Origin of the sequence: Nocardioides sp. CER19 (assembly GCF_029846275.1) — a bacterium.
Taxonomy (GTDB): Bacteria; Actinomycetota; Actinomycetes; order Propionibacteriales; family Nocardioidaceae; genus Nocardioides.
Genome location: NZ_JARVWS010000002.1, coordinates 13723 through 32521, shown reverse-complemented (window position 1 = coordinate 32521; position 18799 = coordinate 13723). Strand labels below are relative to the sequence as shown.

At 72.1% G+C, this 18799-nt stretch carries 20 protein-coding genes; 2 read left to right on the top strand and 18 right to left on the bottom strand.

Translation table 11 applies throughout. The annotated features are described in order from the left end of the window. The first annotated feature begins 34 nt into the window (after window positions 1–34). Entirely contained in the window at window positions 35–457 is a 423-nt protein-coding gene (locus QDS12_RS08675) for a rhodanese-like domain-containing protein (RefSeq protein WP_279878578.1), read from the top strand. Between the two features lie 272 nt (window positions 458–729). Here QDS12_RS08675 and panD read toward each other — a convergent pair whose 3' ends face one another. From panD to dacB, 14 genes are all read right to left on the bottom strand, one after another. Further along, window positions 730–1149 carry an aspartate 1-decarboxylase gene (panD, locus tag QDS12_RS08670; protein WP_279878576.1) on the bottom strand — a complete coding sequence of 140 codons (420 nt, stop codon included), beginning with the start codon at window positions 1147–1149 and terminating at the stop codon, window positions 730–732. A gap of 4 nt (window positions 1150–1153) precedes the next feature. After that, the gene (panC, locus tag QDS12_RS08665) at window positions 1154–2029 is read right to left on the bottom strand and encodes a pantoate--beta-alanine ligase (RefSeq protein ID WP_279878574.1); all 876 of its coding nucleotides are present in this window, start codon (window positions 2027–2029) and stop codon (window positions 1154–1156) included. Next, window positions 2026–2946 carry a DUF2520 domain-containing protein gene (locus QDS12_RS08660; RefSeq protein WP_279878573.1) on the bottom strand — a complete coding sequence of 307 codons (921 nt, stop codon included), beginning with the start codon at window positions 2944–2946 and terminating at the stop codon, window positions 2026–2028. Before QDS12_RS08660 ends, panC begins: the two co-directional genes overlap by 4 nt. 247 nt (window positions 2947–3193) lie before the next feature. Next, window positions 3194–3790 (bottom strand): hypothetical protein, encoded by a 597-nt coding sequence (locus tag QDS12_RS08655; protein WP_279878571.1) that lies wholly within the window; start codon window positions 3788–3790, stop codon window positions 3194–3196. A 70-nt stretch (window positions 3791–3860) separates the two neighbouring features. After that, entirely contained in the window at window positions 3861–4370 is a 510-nt protein-coding gene (locus tag QDS12_RS08650) for a DUF3180 domain-containing protein (protein WP_279878570.1), read from the bottom strand. Continuing rightward, window positions 4367–4936 carry a 2-amino-4-hydroxy-6-hydroxymethyldihydropteridine diphosphokinase gene (folK, locus tag QDS12_RS08645; RefSeq protein ID WP_279878569.1) on the bottom strand — a complete coding sequence of 190 codons (570 nt, stop codon included), beginning with the start codon at window positions 4934–4936 and terminating at the stop codon, window positions 4367–4369. The genes QDS12_RS08650 and folK overlap by 4 nt, the downstream gene beginning before the upstream one ends. After that, entirely contained in the window at window positions 4929–5306 is a 378-nt protein-coding gene (gene folB, locus QDS12_RS08640; protein ID WP_279878567.1) for a dihydroneopterin aldolase, read from the bottom strand. The genes folK and folB overlap by 8 nt, the downstream gene beginning before the upstream one ends. Before the next feature lie 8 nt (window positions 5307–5314). Then, the gene (gene folP, locus QDS12_RS08635; protein ID WP_279878566.1) at window positions 5315–6130 is read right to left on the bottom strand and encodes a dihydropteroate synthase; all 816 of its coding nucleotides are present in this window, start codon (window positions 6128–6130) and stop codon (window positions 5315–5317) included. A 35-nt stretch (window positions 6131–6165) separates the two neighbouring features. Next, window positions 6166–6774: a GTP cyclohydrolase I FolE gene (folE, locus tag QDS12_RS08630; protein ID WP_279878564.1), complete on the bottom strand. Its 609-nt coding sequence runs from the start codon at window positions 6772–6774 to the stop codon at window positions 6166–6168. Continuing rightward, window positions 6771–8801, bottom strand: a complete 2031-nt coding sequence (ftsH, locus tag QDS12_RS08625; RefSeq protein WP_279878562.1) for an ATP-dependent zinc metalloprotease FtsH — start codon at window positions 8799–8801, stop codon at window positions 6771–6773. Before ftsH ends, folE begins: the two co-directional genes overlap by 4 nt. A 129-nt stretch (window positions 8802–8930) precedes the next feature. After that, a complete protein-coding gene (hpt, locus tag QDS12_RS08620) occupies window positions 8931–9482 on the bottom strand; it encodes a hypoxanthine phosphoribosyltransferase (RefSeq protein ID WP_279878560.1) in 552 nt (183 codons plus the stop codon). Window positions 9483–9595: 113 nt separating this feature from the next. Beyond that, entirely contained in the window at window positions 9596–10570 is a 975-nt protein-coding gene (gene tilS, locus QDS12_RS08615) for a tRNA lysidine(34) synthetase TilS (RefSeq protein ID WP_279878559.1), read from the bottom strand. Beyond that, window positions 10567–11592: a zinc-dependent metalloprotease gene (locus QDS12_RS08610; RefSeq protein ID WP_279878557.1), complete on the bottom strand. Its 1026-nt coding sequence runs from the start codon at window positions 11590–11592 to the stop codon at window positions 10567–10569. Before QDS12_RS08610 ends, tilS begins: the two co-directional genes overlap by 4 nt. A 10-nt stretch (window positions 11593–11602) precedes the next feature. Beyond that, on the bottom strand, window positions 11603–13039 hold the full coding sequence (gene dacB / locus QDS12_RS08605) for a D-alanyl-D-alanine carboxypeptidase/D-alanyl-D-alanine-endopeptidase (RefSeq protein WP_279878556.1): 1437 nt from the start codon (window positions 13037–13039) through the stop codon (window positions 11603–11605). A gap of 116 nt (window positions 13040–13155) precedes the next feature. On the opposite strand from dacB, the gene QDS12_RS08600 reads away from it, so the two are divergent. Continuing rightward, complete coding sequence (locus QDS12_RS08600; protein WP_279880395.1) at window positions 13156–13641, top strand: inorganic diphosphatase; 486 nt, start codon at window positions 13156–13158, stop codon at window positions 13639–13641. 56 nt (window positions 13642–13697) lie between these two features. On the opposite strand, the gene QDS12_RS08595 is transcribed toward QDS12_RS08600, so the two are convergent. From QDS12_RS08595 to QDS12_RS08580, 4 genes are all read right to left on the bottom strand, one after another. Then, window positions 13698–14255: a hypothetical protein gene (locus QDS12_RS08595; RefSeq protein WP_279878554.1), complete on the bottom strand. Its 558-nt coding sequence runs from the start codon at window positions 14253–14255 to the stop codon at window positions 13698–13700. Window positions 14256–14259: 4 nt separating this feature from the next. After that, window positions 14260–16284, bottom strand: coding sequence for an acyl-CoA dehydrogenase (locus QDS12_RS08590; RefSeq protein WP_279878552.1), 2025 nt, complete (start codon window positions 16282–16284; stop codon window positions 14260–14262). A 40-nt stretch (window positions 16285–16324) separates the two neighbouring features. Further along, complete coding sequence (locus QDS12_RS08585; protein WP_279878550.1) at window positions 16325–17521, bottom strand: C40 family peptidase; 1197 nt, start codon at window positions 17519–17521, stop codon at window positions 16325–16327. A gap of 222 nt (window positions 17522–17743) precedes the next feature. Next, window positions 17744–18793: a phosphatase PAP2 family protein gene (locus QDS12_RS08580; protein WP_279878548.1), complete on the bottom strand. Its 1050-nt coding sequence runs from the start codon at window positions 18791–18793 to the stop codon at window positions 17744–17746. Window positions 18794–18799 lie beyond the last annotated feature (6 nt).

Below are 18799 nucleotides of genomic sequence, written 5' to 3'. Positions count from 1 at the left end.
GTCGCATCGTTCCTGCCACCGACAGTCTCCTCCCATGGACGCCGTCACCTTCTTCGCCGCGCGCCTGCGCTGGCAGACCGACCCCTCCGACCTCGCCGCCGAGCGCGTCGGCGGCCAGGGCCCGATCGTGGTCGACACCCGCAACGAGGCGTCGTGGCGCCAGGGGCGCATCCCCGGCGCGCTGCACGTGCCGGGCCGCGACCTGGCCGAGCGGATCCGGGCCGTCGTACCCGACCTCGACGCCGACGTGGTCGTCTACTGCTGGGGCCCGGGCTGCAACGGCAGCACAAGGGCCGCGCTCCGCCTCGCCGAGCTCGGCTACACCCGCGTCCGGGAGCTGATCGGCGGCTTCGAGTACTGGGCGCGCGAGGGCCTCGCCATCGAGACCGACACCGGCCGCACCCGTCGCCCGGTGGACGACCTCACCGCCCCCGTCCCGGCCCACGCCCACGCCTGACCCGACCTTGGCCTTCCCGCCCCTTGAGATTGGCCTTCCTGCCCGTCGAGATTGGCGTAGCTGCCCCTCGAGATTGGCGTAGCTGCCCCTCGAGATTGGCCTTCCTGCCCGTCGAGATTGGCGTAGCCGCCCCTCGAGATCGGACTTGTTGCCCGGTCGCTGGGCCAGAACTCCGACATCGACGGGCGAGAACCGCCATCTCGACGGGCGGGAAACCCAATCTCGACGGGCAGGAAGGCCAATCTCGACGGGCAGAAAGGCCGATCTCGGCGCTAGAGGTTGAGAAGGTCGCTGCGTTTCTGGTCGGAGCCGGGGACGGGTTCGCCGGGGTCGGAGCCGAGGGCGACGATCTGGTTGGCGGCGTCGACGTGCACGACGTGGGGCGCGAGGTCGCGCGCCTCCTCGGTGGTCATCTGCTGGTAGGCGATGAGGATGACCAGGTCGCCGGGATGGACGAGGTGAGCGGCGGCGCCGTTGATGCCGAGCACTCCCGAGCCGCGCGGGCCGGCGATCGTGTAGGTCTCGAGGCGGGCGCCGTTGGTGATGTCGACGATCGAGACGAGCTCGCCGGGCAGGATGTCGGCCGCGTCGAGGAGGTCCTCGTCGACGGTGACGGAGCCGACGTAGTGCAGGTCGGCCTGGGTGACGGTGGCGCGGTGGATCTTGCCCGTCATCATCGTGCGGAGGGCCATGCGGCTACGCCTTCCCCAACACGATCTCGAGGTTGTCGATCAGTCGCGTCGTGCCGACGCGCGCGGCGACCAGGACGCGGCCCAGGGTGCCGGGCTCCGGATAGTCGGGCAGCTCGCCGAGGTCGGCGGCCCGCAGGGCGAGGTAGTCGATCTCCACCGACGGCTCGCTCTTGAGCACGCTCATGGCGGCCCAGCGCGCGGCCGGCAGACCGTACGCCGCCCGGGCCTGTGCGGCCCGGAGCGCACGGCTCAGCGTGGTGGCCGCGAGCCGCTCCGCCCCGGACAGGTAGCGGTTGCGGCTCGACAGGGCCAGGCCGTCGGGCTCGCGCTGCGTCTCGGCGCCGACGATGTCGATGCCCAGGCACAGGTCCGCCGCCATCCGGGTGATGAGCGCGAGCTGCTGGTAGTCCTTCTGGCCGAAGACCGCGACGTCCGGCCGGACCAGCCCGAACAGCTTGGCGACGACGGTGAGCACGCCGCGGAAGTGGCCTGGCCGGCTCGCGCCCTCGAGGACGTCGGCGACGGCGCCGGGCTCGACGGTCGTCATGTCGGCGCCCGCGCCGCCCGGGTACATCTCCTCCACGGTCGGGGCGAAGACCACGTCGACGCCCTCGCGCTCGCACAACTCGAGGTCGGCCTCGAGCGTGCGCGGGTAGCGGTCGAGGTCCTCGCCGGCCCCGAACTGCAGGGGGTTCACGAAGATGCTGACGACGACCGCGCCGTCGCCGACGTGCTTGCGCGCGACGCGCATGAGGCTGGCGTGGCCCTCGTGCAGGGCGCCCATGGTCGGGACCAGCCCGACCTGGTGGCCGGCCGCGCGCGAGGCCGCGAGGACCGCCGCGAGCTCCGCGCGGGTGCTCGCCACGACGGGTGCGGTCATCGGCCGGCCGACACGTGGTGGACCTGGTGCGCCTTCTTCTCGGCCGCGTCGAGCAGGCCGCCGATCTTGTAGGCGCGGATCCGCAGCAGCCGACCGTCGGCGACGGCGCGCTCGAGCGTGGCGCGGGCCATGGCGACGTACGACGGCAGCGTCTGCGGTGCGTTGGTCGCGATGTCGTCGAGGTGGGCCGCGACGGTACCGACGTCGCCGCGCACGATCGGGCCGGTGAGGGCGGCGTCGCCGTGGGTCAGGGCGTTGTCGAGGGCGGCGGCGAGCAGCGGGCGCAGCGTGCCCGCCGGGTCGGTGGCTCCGGCCGCCGCGAGGATCTCCATCGCCTCGGTGACGAGGGTGACGAGGTGGTTGGAGCCGTGCGCGAGACCGGCGTGGTAGAGCGTGCGCATCTCCTCGGGCACCCACATCGGGGTGCCGCCGAGGTCGGCGACGAGCGCCTCGGCGAAGGCCCGGTCGGACGTCTCGGCGGTGAGTCCGAAGACGCACCCGGCGAGCCGGTCGAGGTCGACGGCGGTGCCCGTGAAGGTCATCGCAGGGTGCAGAGCGACGGTGCGCGCACCGACCTCGCGAGCCGGCGCCAGCACGGCCAGGCCGTGCATGCCGGAGGTGTGGACGACGTACTGACCCTCGCGCAGGGCGCCCGCGTCGGCGAGCGAGCGGACGACGTTGGCGAGCATGTCGTCGGGCACGGTGAGCAGGAGGACGTCGGCGGCGCGTGCGACGGCGGTCGGCTTGTCGACGGGGACGCCGGGCAGCAGGTCGGCGATGCGACCGCGGGAGGCGTCTGACTCGCCGGCGACCGCCACGATCTCGTGGCCGGTGCGGCGGAGGGAGGCCGCGAGGACGGCGCCGACGCGACCTGCGCCGACGGCACCCACCCGGAGACCCGAGGCGAACGTGCTCATTGCTTTCAGCCTTTCGTTCCAGTCCCTCCGACCACCTCCCGTCGGGAGGCCGGCGTGGGTACCGGACGTGTTCTGAACAGTGCAACGACGACGGTACGCGGGCGCTACGGCCGTGGGAATGCGGCGTGGTGTGACGTCGGTGACACCGTGCGTCGGCGTGACCGCGCGCCCGGAGAGCACCGAGTCGGCGCGCCCCGACCGGAGCTCCGGTCGAGATGCGCCGACTCGAGGGTCCGGCAGACGGGCGTCAGGCGCTCCGGGTCTTGTTCCAGTCCTGGGAGCGGACGGCGTCGAGCTCGGCGCGGACCGCATCCAGCTCGCTCTCGAGCTCGTGGACGCGGACGATGGCCTCGGCGGCGCGCTGCTCCGCCTCCTCCAGCCGTACGGCGACGCTCTGGCCCGCGCGCTCGGCCTGGTCGGCCCGACGGGCCTCGTCGGCGCGGGCACGGACCGCGTCGGCGGCGCGCTGGTGGGCGGCGGTGAGAGCAGCCTCGAGGTCGGAGATCGCCTCCTCGCGGCGGCTGATCTCCCGGGTCATGTGCGCGTCGTGCTTGGCCTGCTCGGCGACGCGGGCCTCGGTCAGGGCGCGGTAGGCCTGCGCCTGCTGCGCGCGGTCACGGGCAGCCTCGACGCGCGTGGCCATCAGCTCGGAGTGGGTGATCTTGGTGGCGCCGGCACCGAGGACCAGAGCCAGCAGGGCCGCGACGCTGGCGACCAGCCAGGAGCCGCTGACGACCGCGCCGACGACGGCGAACGCGGCGAGCGCAACCAGGACCACGGCGACCGTCACACGGGTGCTGCGCTGACGACGCCGCGTGACGGATGTTGCTGATGGGGAAGCCATGCGAACACGGTAGGGCATCGAGGCCGTTGCACCCGCCAACCACGCGGCGTTTCGGCGCGGACGACCGCGCTCAGGACTCGTTGTCGTCATCGGGGCGGACGCGGCACGCCCGCTCCAGGAGGAGCCCTCCGACGCAGATGAGCACGCCGGCCAGCGCCGCGACCAGCGAGCGGACCTGGCGCTGCTGGGCGAGCAGGTCCTCGCTGCCGAGCCAGCTGATGGCGTACCCCACGTAGCCGCCGGCCACCAGCGCGCCCGCGAGCGCGCAGGCCCGGGCGAGGACGAGCCGGTTGACGGCCTGGTGGGGGAGAAGGCGCTCGCGGCGCAGCTGGACGGCCCGGTAGGTGACCCAGGCGGTCCATCCCATGATCGCCGCGACGAGCAGCAGGGTCAGCGGCTGGACCCACGAGACGACCGGCGCGGTGGAGCGCAGGCGTTCGGCGACCGGGTGCAGCAGCCAACCGAGGATGAGGCCGGCGACGGCCCAGCCGGTGATCGAGCCGGGCGAGGTCGGCCGCAGCCTGCCCGGGTCCGGCGGCTGCGGCGGCTCGGGCTGTTCCGGAAGCTGGTCCCGGCTCAAGACTGGTCGAGAACCAGGTCGTCTCGCCGTACGACGCCCCTCTCGCCGGACTTCTCGAGCAGGTCGGCGACCGTGCCGATGCCCGGGATCTCGGCGTCGGACTCGAGGTCGCGCCACGGCTTGAGGACGAAGGCTCGCTCGGCGGCCCGCGGGTGCGGGAGACGCAGCTCGTCGGTGTCGCTGACCCGGTCGCCGACGACGATCAGGTCGATGTCCAGGGTGCGCGGCGCGTTCTTGACGTCCGAACGCTGCCGGTCGAAGGCGTCCTCGATCGCCAGGACACGCTCGAGGAGGCGCTGCGCGGACAGGGTCGTGTCAGCGAGCACGACGGCGTTGAGGAAGAGCGCCGCCTCGTCGGGGCTGTCGAGCGGCTCGGTCTCGTAGACGGGCGAGACGCCGGTGACCCACAGGTCGGGGGTGTCGGCGAGGGCGTCGAGACCACCCTGCAGGTTGGAGAGTCGGTCCCCGAGGTTGGAGCCCAGCGAGATGACGACCCGTCGGATCGGCCGCATCTCTCCCGTGAGCGTGTCGGCGTCGATGATGTGCGGGTTCGGCGTCTCAGTCACGGGCGGGGCCTCCGTTGGCTCGAGTGATCGTCAGCGCGACGTCCGAGTACGTCGCGTCGATGGGCGCGTTCGGCTTGTGAACCGTGACGCGAACCCATTCAACACGGTCCTCCAAGAGGCATACGTCCGCTATCCGCTGGGCCAGCGTCTCGATCAGGTCGACCGGATCACGCTCAACGGCGGCCTTCACCGCCCCGACGAGACTTCCGTAGTCGACGGTGTCACGCAAGTCGTCCGAGGCCCCCGCGGCCGCGGTGTCGAGGCCCAGGACGAGGTCGATGACGAACACCTGGCCGTCTCGTCGTTCGAAGTCGAAGACGCCGTGGTGGGCGAAGCACTCGAGGCCGGTGATGGCGAGCTCGTCGGTCATCGGGGAGGTCACTCCGCCATTCTCCCGACGACCGCGAGCGCGTCACTGGTGGCCCTCACGTCGTGCACCCGCAGCCCCCAGACGCCCCGCGCGGCGAGCAGGGAGACGAGCGCGGTGTGCGCGTGCTCGCGCTCGCCGACCGGACGCGGTTCGCCACCCCTGCCTCCCAGCAGGCGGCCCAGGAACGCCTTCCGGCTGGCCCCGACCAGGACCGGCAGGCCGAGATCGGCGATCGCGTCGAGACCGCGCAGCAGCTCCCAGTTCTGGTCGGCCGTCTTCGCGAACCCCAGACCCGGGTCGAGGACGAGCTTCTCGACCCCGGCCGCCCGCGCGGCGTCCACGCGCTGCTCGAGCTCGGCACGGACGGCGGCGACCACACCGCCCGGGCCGTCGTACGACGTGAGGGTCTGCATGACGTCGGAGTGCCCGCGCCAGTGCATGCAGAGGTAGGTGACCCCGGTGTCGGCGGCGACCGAGAGGATGCGCGGGTCGGCCAGGCCGCCGGAGACGTCGTTGACGATGGTGGCGCCGGCCGCGGCCGCGGCCTCGGCGACCTCGGCGCGCATCGTGTCCACGGAGACCACGGCGCCGGCGGCGGACAGCTCGGCGATCACGGGTACGACGCGGGCCAGCTCCTCCTCGACCAGCGGTCGCGTCGCGCCCGGCCGGGTCGACTCACCGCCGATGTCGAGGATGTCGGCACCGTCGGCGAGCAGCTCCATCCCGTGCGCGACGGCGTCGTCGGTCGCGAGGAACCGGCCACCGTCGGAGAACGAGTCGGGCGTGACGTTGACGATGCCCATGACGAGCGGTCGCTGGGGCATGCGGGCGAGACTAGCCGCGCACCGCCGGTCGGCGCTCAGCGGCGGTGGATGAGCGCCATCGCCTCGGCGCGCGTGGTGGGGTTGGAGCGCATGGAGCCCCGGACCGCCGAGGTGATGGTGCGGGCGCCGGCCTTCTTGATGCCGCGCATCGTCATGCAGAGGTGCTCGGCCTCGATGACGACGATGACGCCCCGCGCCTCGAGGATCTCGACGAGCGAGTCGGCGATCTGGGTGGTCAGCCGCTCCTGCACCTGGGGCCGCTTGGCGTAGACGTCGACCAGTCGGGCCAGCTTGGACAGCCCGGTGATCTTGCCCGACTCGGCCGGGATGTAGCCGACGTGGGCGACGCCGGTGAACGGCACCAGGTGGTGCTCGCACATCGACCACAGCTCGATGTCGCGCACGAGGATCATCTCGTCGTGGCCGAGGTCGAACGTCGTCGTCAGGACGTCCTCGGCCTCCATGCGGAGGCCGGCGGTCAGCTCGGCGTACGCCCGGGCGACCCGCGCCGGGGTGTCGACGAGCCCCTCGCGCTCGGGGTCCTCCCCGATCGCGATGAGCAGCTCGCGCACGGCCGCCTCGGCGCGCGCCTGGTCGAACGGTCCGGCCGGCTTGGGGTCCCGGATGGTGACCGGTTCGATCATGCGGGTCCGGGCTCCGGCGAGGCAGACGGAGCGGGCGCCGGGGCGGGGTTGGAGCCGTTGACGCCGTTGGGCCGGTTCATCGCCGCGGCCTGCATGGCGGCCGCCCGGTCGCGGATCCACTGCGGGACCTCCACGGCCGGGATGTCGGACGGCACCCGGGTCGGCGAGCCGGTCCAGGCGGGCCGCTCGGGGCGGCGACGCAGCGGCTTGAAGATCTCGGCGATCTCGTCCTTGCCCAGCGTCTCCTTCTCGAGCAGCGCGAGGACGAGCGCGTCGAGCACGTCGCGGTTCTCGATGAGGATGTCGTAGGCCTCCTGGTGCGCCGTCGCGAGGAGCTTCTTGATCTCCTCGTCGACGATGCCGGCGATCTCCTCGGAGTAGTTGCGCTGGTGGCCGAGGTCGCGTCCCAGGAACGGCTCGGAGCCGGAGTCGCCGAGCTTGATCGCGCCCAGGCGCTCGGTCATGCCGAACTGCGTGACCATCGCGCGGGCCACGCTGGTGGCCTTCTCGATGTCGTTGCCGGCGCCGGTCGTCGGGTCGTGGAAGACCATCTCCTCCGCCGCCCGGCCACCGAGCATGTGCGCGAGCTTGTCGAGCATCTCGGAGCGGGTCTGGGAGTACTTGTCCTCGTCGGGCATCACCATCGTGTAGCCCAGCGCCCGGCCGCGCGGCAGGATCGTGACCTTCTGCACCGGGTCGTTGTGCGGCATCGCCGCGGCCACCAGGGCGTGGCCGCCCTCGTGGTAGGCCGTGATGAGCTTCTCCTTGTCGCTCATCAGGCGGGTGCGGCGCTGCGGACCGGCGATGACACGGTCGATCGCCTCGTCGAGGTTCGCGTTGGTGATGAGCTTCTGGTTGGCGCGGGCCGTGAGCAGGGCCGCCTCGTTGAGCACGTTGGCGAGGTCGGCACCGGTGAAGCCCGGCGTACGACGGGCCACGGACGTGAGGTCGACGTCGGCCGCCAGCGGCTTGCCGCGCGCGTGCACCTTGAGGATGTGCTCGCGGCCGGCGAGGTCGGGGGCGTCGACCTGGATCTGCCGGTCGAAGCGGCCCGGGCGCAGCAGCGCCGGGTCGAGGACGTCGGGGCGGTTGGTCGCGGCGATGAGGATGACGCCGCCGCGGACGTCGAAGCCGTCCATCTCGACCAGCAGCTGGTTGAGGGTCTGCTCGCGCTCGTCGTGACCGCCGCCCATGCCGGCGCCGCGGTGGCGACCGACGGCGTCGATCTCGTCGATGAAGACGATCGCGGGGGCGTTCTCCTTCGCCTGCTCGAACAGGTCGCGGACCCGGGAGGCACCGACGCCGACGAACATCTCGACGAAGTCGGAGCCGGAGATCGAGTAGAACGGGACACCGGCCTCGCCCGCGACGGCGCGAGCGAGCAGCGTCTTGCCGGTACCGGGCTGGCCGTAGAGCAGCACGCCCTTGGGGATCTTGGCGCCGACGGCCTGGAACTTCGCCGGCTCCTGCAGGAACTCCTTGATCTCCTGGAGCTCCTCGACGGCCTCGTCGGCGCCGGCGACGTCGGCGAACGTCGTCTTGGGCATGTCCTTGGAGATCAGCTTCGCCTTCGACTTGGCGAACTGCATGACGCCGCGGCCGCCACCGCCCTGGACCGAGTTCATGAGGAACAGGAACAGGACGACGATGAAGACGAACGGCAGGATGAAGCTGATGATCGAGCCGAGCAGACTCGGCTTGGCGACCTCCGAGTTGAACTTCTCGATGGTGCCCTTGTCGACCTGCTCCTGCACGGCCGACAGCAGCGCCTGCTGACCACCGTCGACCCAGTGCGTGGTGACCTGGTCGCCGCCGGAGCGCACGCCGTTGTCGAGGGTCGCCTTGATCTGCTGGTCACCGTCGACGAACGTGATCGACTGCACGTCGCCGCTGGTGATGTACTTCATCATCTGCGACGTGGGGATCTCGTCGCCACCGGTGTGCGGGGCGAGGTACTGGAGGGCCAGGAGCACGCCGACGACGGCGATGACGATCCACAGCCAGGGACCCTTGAAGATGCGCTTCACAGGCTTCTCTCGAACTCTACGAACACGGAACCGGGGCCGTTGCCCCTCAGTGGACAACGATCCAGCTGCCTGAATTGTCCCACGCTAATGGGTGACGGTCGTCCCACGGCCCGATCACCGGCTCCTGGGTCAGGAGTAGACGTGCGGCGCGAGGGTGCCGATGTCGCGCAGGTTGCGGTAGCGCTCGCGGTAGTCGAGGCCGTAGCCGACGACGAACTCGTTGGGGATGTCCCAGCCGACGTACTTCACGTCGACCGGCATCTGCTGGGCCTCCGGCTTGCGCAGGAGGGTGGCGATCTCGACGCTCGCCGGCCCACGGCTCGTGAGGTTGGTCAGCAGCCAGCTGAGCGTGAGACCGGTGTCGATGATCTCGTCGACGATGAGGACATGACGACCGGCGATGTCGGTGTCGAGGTCCTTGAGGATGCGTACCACGCCCGACGACTTCGTGCCGGACCCGTACGACGACACCGCCATCCAGTCCATCTCGACGTGCCGCCCCAGCGACCGCGCGAGGTCCGCGATCACCATGACCGCCCCGCGCAGCACGCCGACGATGAGGAGGTCCTTGCCCTCGTAGTCGTTCTCGATCTCCGCCGCCATCTCGGCGATGCGCCCCTGGATCTGCGCCTCGGTGAAGAGGATGTCGACCAGGTCGTCCTTGACGTGCTCCGCGTCCATGGGTGCTCACACTAACCGGGCTTGGTGACGGGAGGGGCACCGGCACATGTAACCGTCAGTTCGGTCATCCACCTGGCTCCTGCAGGGTTCGGGTAGATGCCCGAACTGACGGGTTACGTGGGAGCGCGCTCGATCGACACCGTCCCGTCCCGGCGTACGCCGCGGAGGTGGCCGGGCAGGTCGACCCAGCGTTGGCCGTGCCAGTCGGTGACGAGCGCGTCGAGGGCGAGCACGTGCTCGTGGAACAGCTCGGAGGCGGGGCAGCCTGCGGCGAGGGCGGCCAGGCGGAGGACGCGGCGGCGCAGCGCCTCCGGCTCGGCCGCGAGGGCGTCGGCGGGGAGGGGCGACCCGAGCGCGGCGAGCCGCTGCTCGGCGAGGTCGTCGAGCAGGTCCATGTCGGCGCGCAGCTGGTCGGCGGTCCGGGCGAGCGCGACGCCCACGCCGGGGCCGAGCTCCTCCTCCAGCACGGGAAGCACGCGGGTGCGGACGCGGACCCGGGCGTAGCCGGGGTCGCTGTTGTGGGGGTCGTCCCAGTAGTCGACGCCCTCGACCTGGCACGCCGTGACCGTGTCGTCGCGGGCGACGTCGAGCAGCGGGCGGCGGTAGCGGTCGAAGCCGCGCCGCATCCCGGCGAGGGAGCGGCCGCCGCTCCCCCGGGCCAGGCCTAGCAGCACGGTCTCGGCCTGGTCGTCGCGGGTGTGCCCGAGCAGGATGACCGCGGCGCCGACGTGGTCGGCGACCTGGTCGAGGGCGGCGTACCGCGCGCGCCGGGCGGCCGCCTCGGGGCCGAGGCCACCGGCGTCCTCGACCGTGACCGTCACGGTGAACGTCTCGTCGGCGCCGAGGTCGGCCATCTGCTGCACGGTCCGCTGGGCCTGCGCGCGCGACCCCTCCTGCAGCCCGTGGTCGACGGTCGCCCCGACCACGCGCAGCGCGGGACGGCGGGCCTCGAAGACGGCGGCCGCCAGCAGCGCCAGCGAGTCGGGCCCGCCGGAGCAGGCGACCAGCACGGTGTCGCCGGGCGACAGCGGGGCCAGGACCCGTCGTACGCCGCGACGCACGGCTGCGACCGACGGGTGGAGGCTCACAGGACTCGTCGGATCCAGGCGTCCGGGTCGTGGATCTCGGCGGTCGACGGAAGGTTGTCCGGACCGGCGAAGACGGCGTTGAACTGCTCCATCCCCGTCCGGGCGACGACGCGTCGGACGAACTTCGCACCGTCGCGGTACTGCGCCATCTTCGCGTCCAGCCCGAGGATGCGGCGGAGCAGCCGGTCGAGCGTGCCGACGCCCTTGCGGCGCTTGTCGAACTTGCGGCGGATCGCCTCCACGCTGGGGATGACCTCGGGGCCCACGCTGTCCATCACCACGTCGGCGTGGCCCTCGAGGAGCGACATCATGCCGGTGACCCGGTCGAGGATCTGCTTCTGCTCCGGCGAGCTGACCAGGTCGACCAGGCTGCCGGTCTGGCCGCGGCCCCTGATCGCCTCGCTGACCCGCTTGAGGCCGTCGTCGAGGATCGAGGCGACGTCCATCGTGTCGGCGAGCGCGGTGATCTGGGCGAACAGGTGCTCGCGCAGCCACGGGTTGGCGGTGAACTGGACCCGGTGGGTCTCCTCGTGCAGGCAGACCCAGAGTCGGAAGTCGCCCGGGACCGCGCCGAGCTCGCGCTCGACGTGGACGATGTTGGGCGCGACCAGGAGCAGCCGGCCGTGCGGCTCGTGGAACGGGTCGAACTGTCCGAGCACCTTCCCCCCGAGGAAGCCGAGCAGGCCGCCCACCTCGAGGCCGGTGACGCGCGAGCCGATCGCCGTGGCGACCGGGCCGGGCATCCGCTTGCTGGTGACCCGGTCGACGAGCGGGGCGAGGGCCGCGGCGAACGCGTCGGCGTTGGCCTGCACCCAGCCGCGCCGGTCGACGACGAGGACGGGCGCGGTGTTCTCCGGAGCATCGAGCCCGGTGTGCTCACGCACCAGTGCCGTCGAGCGCGCCGCGTCCTCGCGCAGCTCGGCGACGACGTCCGCGGCCTCGGCCGAGCTGACCACGGGGCCGTCTCCAGCCAGTCGCGAGCCGACGCGTACGGCGAGGTCCCAGTCGATCACGTCACCCATGGCGGTGACGCTATCCGACCGCACCTGACGTGTCGCCGCAGTGACAGGCGGCGAGGGCGGCCGCCGCGTCGTCGAGCGCCTGGCGCGCCGCCAGCGTCCGGGCCGGCGTCACCTTGTCGGTCATCATGACGAGCGTCATCGCGTCGCCGTCGAGATCGGTGACGGTGCCGGCCAGGGCGTGGACGCCGGTCAACGTGCCCGTCTTCATGCGGACCACGCCGAGCCCGGGCGCCGACGCGGGGTCCTCGAACCGCTCGATCAGGCTGCCGCTGAAGCCGGCGACCGGCAGCCCGGCCAGCACCGACGACAGCTCCGGCTTCTGGGCCGCGACCCGCAGCACGCCGGTGAGCGTGGCGGGCGTGATCCGGTCCTCGCGGGACAGTCCGCTGCCGTCGAAGAGACGGAGGCCGGCGGTGGGGACGCCGAGCTTCGCGAGCGTCGCGACCACGCCGGCCACGCCACCGTCGAACGAGCCGGCACCGCTCACCCGCGCGCCGACGTGGTGGGCGAGCACCTCGGCAGCGTCGTTGTCGCTGGTCTCGAGGGTGTGCTGGACGATCTCGCGCAGCGGGGCACTGACCACCTGAGCGACGGCGTCGCCGCTGCCCGGCGTACGGGCGACCTTCTTGCCCACGGTGATGCCGGCGGCCCGCAGGTCGTCGGCGAAGAGCGCGGCCGCCGACTGGGCCGGGTCGGCCTCACGCCGGCCGGCGGCGTCGTTGCCCTGGTCGGCCCAGAGGGCGGTGATGGGGGCGACCACGTCGTCGGGGACGTAGTTGTCGGGCCAGTGCGGGCTCGTGGTCGGCCCGGTGAAGAGCGAGTCGTCGAAGCCGAGCCGGACGTGCCGTACGCCGGCCTTCGTGAGTGCGGCAGCGGTGCCGACCGCGAGCGTGCGCAGATCGGCGCGGGGCGGGTAGTCGTCGGGCTTCGCGGGCTTGGAGCCGAGCAGTGGATCGCCGCCGCCCACGAGGACGATCCGGCCCGGCGCCGGCTGCACGACCTTCGTCGTGAACGTCGCCTCCGGGCCGAGCACGTCGAGAGCGGCGAGGGTCGTCAGGAGCTTGGTCGTCGAGGCCGGGACGGCGGCGCCCTTCCCGGTCGTGAAAGCGGGATCGCCTGCACCGAGCGGCGCGACCTCGGCGAGCACGTGTGGCCCGAGGTCGTCGTCGCCGAGCGGCCCCGCGAGCGCGGCGCGGACCTTGGCTGGGTCGGGGGTCGCCGTACCCGCGGCGGCGGCGACCGTCGCCGGGCTCGGCACCGGCGCCTCCCACGGCGGGGGCGCCTGCTCGGGAGCGGCGGACGGGGTCGGGTCGAGCCACTCGTCCACCCAGCCGAGCTGGTAGGCGGTCGCGGAGGCCGCGACGAGGAGCGCCAGGGTCAGCAGCGGAGCCAGCCAGCGGACACGCCGAGCGGCGCGCCGCGTTGAGTGACGTGGGTCACGTGGCACCTGTCAGCCCCCTCGTCAAATCGCGCACCGGGACATTGTCGTGGACACTTGACGGCAATTCACGAAGGGTGCGGTCGATCGTCGACCGCCTGGAGGCGCGGAGGCAAGTCGTGACGCTGGAGTTCGACGTACTGGTGGAGATCCCCAAGGGGGAGCGCAACAAGTACGAGGTCGACCACGAGACGGGCCGGATCCGCCTGGACCGCACTCTCTTCACCTCGACCGTCTACCCCGCCGACTACGGCTACATCGAGGAGACCCTCGGCCAGGACGGTGACCCGCTCGACGCGCTCGTGCTGCTGCCGATCCCGACCTTCCCGGGCTGCCTCATCAAGTGCCGCGCCATCGGCATGTTCCGCATGACCGACGAGAAGGGCGGCGACGACAAGGTCCTCTGTGTCCCGGTCGACCCGCGCAGCGAGAACATCCAGGACATCAACGACGTCCCCGAGTTCGACCGGCTCGAGATCCAGCACTTCTTCGAGGTCTACAAGGACCTCGAGCCCGGCAAGTCCGTCGAGGGCGCCGAGTGGGTCAACCGCGAGGCCGCCATCGCCGAGATCGAGGCCTCCTTCAAGCGGGCCGAGGCCGAGGGCCACTGAGCTTCCTCCTGAGCGCCGCCGTCACCTGGTGACGGCGGCGCTCAGGCATTTCCGGGTCACGGGAGCCAGGAGCTCACCGCGGCGCGGAGCCGGTCGAGGCCGGCGGCCGTGCGCGCCTCGTCGTCCTTGACGACCAGCCCGTGGTCGGCGTCGGGGAGCGCGAGGAGCTCGGTCTCGAGGGAGCGGGCGACGGCGGCGTCCCAGGCGAGCGTGTCGGCCGTCCCGCAGATGAGCAGCTGGCGCGCCTTGTTGCGCCGGATCGCCCGGACGACCGACCGGTCGAGCAGCAGCGGCGTGAGCCAGACGGCGTCCAGCCGCTGCTTCGCCGCGTACGTCGCCGCGCGGGTGCCCAGCGACTTCCCGACGAGCAGCGGGCGCTCGGCCCAGCCGTCGGCCGCCGTACGCGCCTGGTCGACGACCCAGGCCGTGGCCTTCCGCTCCGGGATCCCCTCCGGGACCTGCCAGCGCACCTGACGGACCGCCCAACCGCCGGCGAGCAGCACCTCTGCGACGGCACCCAGCAGCGGGCGCGAAGGGCCGAAGACCCGGCCGGGCAGCAGCACGGCGCGGCCGACCTCGGGGACGTCGGGGTGGCGGTCGTGGTGGTCGCTCATCCACTCAGCCGAGCAGGTCGTCGGCGCGGAGCAGCTCGCGCGGGATCGCGAACGCGTCCACGAGCGGCTGCGCGATCCGACGGACCTCGCGGCACAGCGCGTTGACCTGCGTGGTGATCGCCTTGGAGCGCGCCGACGAGAGCCGGCCGTGCTCCATGAACCACGCCCGGTCGGTCTCGATGACCCACAGCGCGTGCAGGTCGCGGAGCAGGGTGAGGGCATCGCGCACCGGCCCGTCGGGAGTCGCCTCCACCTTCGCGGCGAAGGCCTCGAGGACCAGCCGCTCGACGTGGGCGCGGGCGGCGGCGATCACGTGGTCCTGGACGGAGGAGAAGACCTCACCCGGGTTGCCGCCCTTGTCCACGCCCGCCTTGAGGCGACGGGCGGCACTGCCGAGGATGTGCTCCTCGCGGAAGGACAGCATCGCGAGGTGGTAGTCGGCGTCACGGATCTCGATACGCTCGCTGGCGCTCGCTACTCGATCACCGACCGGCTCCGAGCCGTCCGGACCGGACGAGCCGCCGGGCAGCAGGTCGCGGACCCGCTCGAGCAGCTTGTGCACGGCGGTGCGCTCGAGCACCGTGTCGACGGCGAGGCCGCCGACGAAGCGCACCATGTCGAGCTGGTTCATGTCCTCGAACGCACCGGCGTAGTCGGTGAGCAGACCCTTGGCGACCAGCTGGAGCAGGACGTGGTTGTCACCCTCGAACGTGGTGAAGACGTCGGTGTCCGCCTTGAGCGCGGCGAACCGGTTGGCCGCCAGGTAACCGGCGCCGCCGCAGGCCTCGCGGCACTCCTGGATGGTGTGGGTCGCATGCCACGTCGCCAGCGCCTTGGTGCCGGCGGCCCGGGACTCCAGCGTCCGCCGTGCGATCTCGTCGTCGTCCAGATCGTCCGACAGCGCACCGGAGAAGACCGCGTGCAGGTCGTCGCGCAGCACCTCCTGGGCGAAGTGCAGCGCGTAGGTCCGTGCCAGCAGCGGGAGCAGTCGACGCTGGTGGAGGCCGTAGTCGAGGAGCAGGTCCTCGGTCTCCGGGTCGGACGCCTCGAACTGGCGGCGCCGGCCGGCGTAGGTGATCGCGATCGTGAGCGCCACCTTCGACGCGGTGATGGCCGCTCCGCCGACGCTGACGCGCCCCTGGACGAGGGTGCCGAGCATGGTGAAGAAGCGTCGGCTCTTGCTCTCGATCGGGCTGCCGTAGACGCCGTCCGGCGAGACGTCGGCGAACCGGTTGAGCAGCGCCTCCCGCGGCACCCGCAGCCCGTCGAACCACAGCCGCCCGTTGTCCACGCCGTTGAGGCCCATCTTCGGCCCGTCGTCCCCGATGCGTACGCCGGCCACCGGCTCGCCCCCCTCGCGGATCCGGACGACGAACGCGTGCACGCCGTGGTTCTCGCCGGCCGTCTCCAGCTGGGCGAAGACGACCGCCAGCTCGGCGTGCCGGGCAGCGTTGCCGATGTAGTCCTTGTAGGCGTCCTCGCGCGCCGTCGTGATGACGAACTCCTGCGTGTCCGCGTCGTAGGTCGCCACCGTCCCGAGGGCCGCGACGTTGGAGCCGTGACCGTGCTCGGTCATCGCGAAGCAGCCGAGGGTGCGCGCGGCGACCACGTCGGCGAGGTAGGCGTCGTGGTGCCGCTTCGTGCCGAGCTGCAGGATCGCGCCACCGAACAGCCCGAACTGCACACCCGCCTTGACGAGCACCGACAGGTCACCGTGGGCGAGCGACTCGAAGGCGGCGATGCTGGCGCCGATGTGGCCACCGCCGCCGTACTCCTCGGGGAAGCCGAGGCCCGTCAGCCCACTGCCGGCCAGCTCGACGAGCAGGTCGCGGACGCGTTCGCGGAAGTCGGCGGACGTCATCGTGTCCGCGTCCTCGAGGACCGACGCGAAGGGGACGAGGCCGTCGACGACCTTGCGCCGCACCTCCGCGTGGGAGCCGTCGAGCAGGTCGCGCATGCCGCCGACCAGGTCGTCGTGGCCGCCCGCAGGCGCAGGCTCCGTCAGGGTCGCGTCACTCGCCTCCGCCATGGCGCCACAGTAGCCAGCGGGGGGCCCGGCTAACCCGGTCTCACGGACGGGCGTAGAAGTTCGGCGGCGTCCAGTAGTACATCGAGGCCTCCTGGACCGGCTCGCCCGTGCGCGGAGCGTGCAGGATCCGACCGTCGCCGATGTAGAGGGCGACGTGGAAGATCGAGCTCGGGCTGTCGGAGTCACCCCAGAACACCAGGTCGCCGGGGCGCAGCTGGCTGGCCCTGATGGGCGTGGACTGCTCGTACTGCGCGACCGAGTAGTGCGGCAGCGACCTGCCGCCGGCCGCCCACGCCTTCATGGTCAGGCCGGAGCAGTCCCAGCTGCTCGGACCGGCGGCGCCCCAGACGTAGGGCTCGCCGAGCTGGGCGCGGGCGAAGGCGATCGCCGCCGAAGCCCCGCCCGAGGGCGCCGGCGGGTCCGGGTCGGGCTCCGGGGCCGGCGCCGGCTCGGGCTGCGGGTCGGCGGTGTGCGTCGGCTCCGGAGCGGCCGGTGTGTCCGGGGCGCTCGGGGTGCTCGGGGTGCTCGGGGTGCTGCCGGCGCCGGGGGCGCTCGGGGCCGCGGGCGCGGCCGGGTGGGAGGACGTGGCGGCCGGCTGGGTGGCGGCGACAGCGGCGGCGGCGGCCTGCGCGGCGGCCGCCTGCTCGAGGGCATGCTGGCGGGCGGCGGCGGTGGCGACGCTGACGTGCTGCAGACGAGCCAGCCTGCGGACCAGCGCGTCCTTCTGCGCGGCGATGTCCGCGGCCTCCGCGGCGGCCGCGTCGGCGCTGCGTTGGGCGGCCTCGCGAGCGGCGGCGGTGTCGTCCTTCGCCTGCTGCGCCGCCCGGTTGGTGTCCTTCGCCTCGGCCTCGGCGGCCTTGGCGAGCGCGGAAGCGGCGAGGAAGCGCTGGTACTGCAGGTCGAGCGCCGCCTGCGCGTTGCGGATCGTCGAGGCGCGCTGCATGAGGCCGTCGATGCCGTTGGAGCGGGTGAGCGCGACCAGGGCCGTCAGCTGCGGGGCCAGCTGCGAGTCGGAGAGCACGGTGCTGGCGTACGCCGCGCGCTGACGCGCGAGGTCCGCGCCTGCGACCTCGGCGCGCTTCGCGGCCCGCCGAGCGGCGCGGGCCGCCTGCCGGGCCCGGTAGCGGGCGCCGTTGTAGGCCTCCTCGGCGTGCTCCGCGGCGATGGCGCTGCGCTGCAGCCGTTCGTTGGCCGCGTGGAGCGCCGCCCGTACGCCGGCCACGTCGTCGGCGGTCACGACGACTGCCCGCCGGGCGTCTCGGACGTCCTGACGACTCGGCACGGGGGTCGGGTCGGCCGATGCCGAGACGACGGTGCACGAGACCCCGAGAACGGTCGCGAAGAGTGCTGTCGGGAGGGTTCCTAGCCGAGCCACTCGACTCACGCTAATGCGCATGAGTCACAGAAGGAACAAGAGTCCCAGAATTTTCAGAAATTGTCGGCGTGTCGGCTTGACGAATTACACGGGTGCAATTTCCGCTTCGCGCTGGGCGCGCGCCGCCTCCCGCTTGGCGAAGCCCTTCCGGCGGAACTGCTGCTTGCTCGCGATGCCGCCGAGGTAGAACGAGGTGAGCGCGATCATGACGCCCGCGACGTCGTCGGAGACGTAGTGCCAGCCGAAGTAGAGCGTCGCCACGCAGGTGCAGGCGCAGTTGACCCAGAACACGATCTGCAGCCACCGGTTCGCCACCGTGTACTGCACCATCAGCGCGGTCAGCAGCGTGATCGCCACGTGCAGGGAGGCGAAGCCGGCCACCGTCTGGGCGGCGTTGGCCTGCGCGTCCCACAGCGCGTTGTGGCGCGCGTTGACCAGCGAGTTCATCAGGTCGGTGGTCGGCGTGTGGGCGAGCGGCTGGTAGACCTGCACGTACTGGATCCCCGGGCCGACCGTGGGCAGCGCGTAGTAGGAGATCGTGCCGAGCGTCCACGCGAAGGCCTGGGCGCACACGAACCAGTAGCCGAAGGACAGGTTCTTCGACCAGACCAACCAGCACGTCACCGCGATCGGGACCAGGGGCAGGAACCAGAGGTAGATGTAGGAGAGGAACCACGCCGCGACGTGCGTGCCGAGCGCGGCCTGCAGCGCGGCGCCGGGCTCGTGCCCGAAGAAGAGCGCGTTGTCGATGAGGTGCAGCTCGTGGTCGTACTGGGCCTCGATCAGTGCCGGCAGCGCCGACTTCAGGTTCCGGTAGCTGACGTAGACGATGTAGAAGCAGACGACGCCGAGCGCGACGAGGGTGAGGCGCTCACGGTTCCAGTGGGTGCGGAGCCGGTGGGCGGCGATGGAGCGCCACAGGGTCGGCTTGAACTTCGAGTCCCACAGCGTCCGCGGCACCAGGTCGAGGGCCAGCGCGGCCATCAGCAGCAGCGGCAGGCGCATCCACGTCGGTCCGAGGAAGCTGCCCTCGGGGTCGATGAGCGGCTTGCCCGTGACCACGGAGACGACGATCGCTGCGATCCCGATCAACACCGCGTTGGCAACGAGCGTGATCTGGGCGCGGCGATACATGACGAG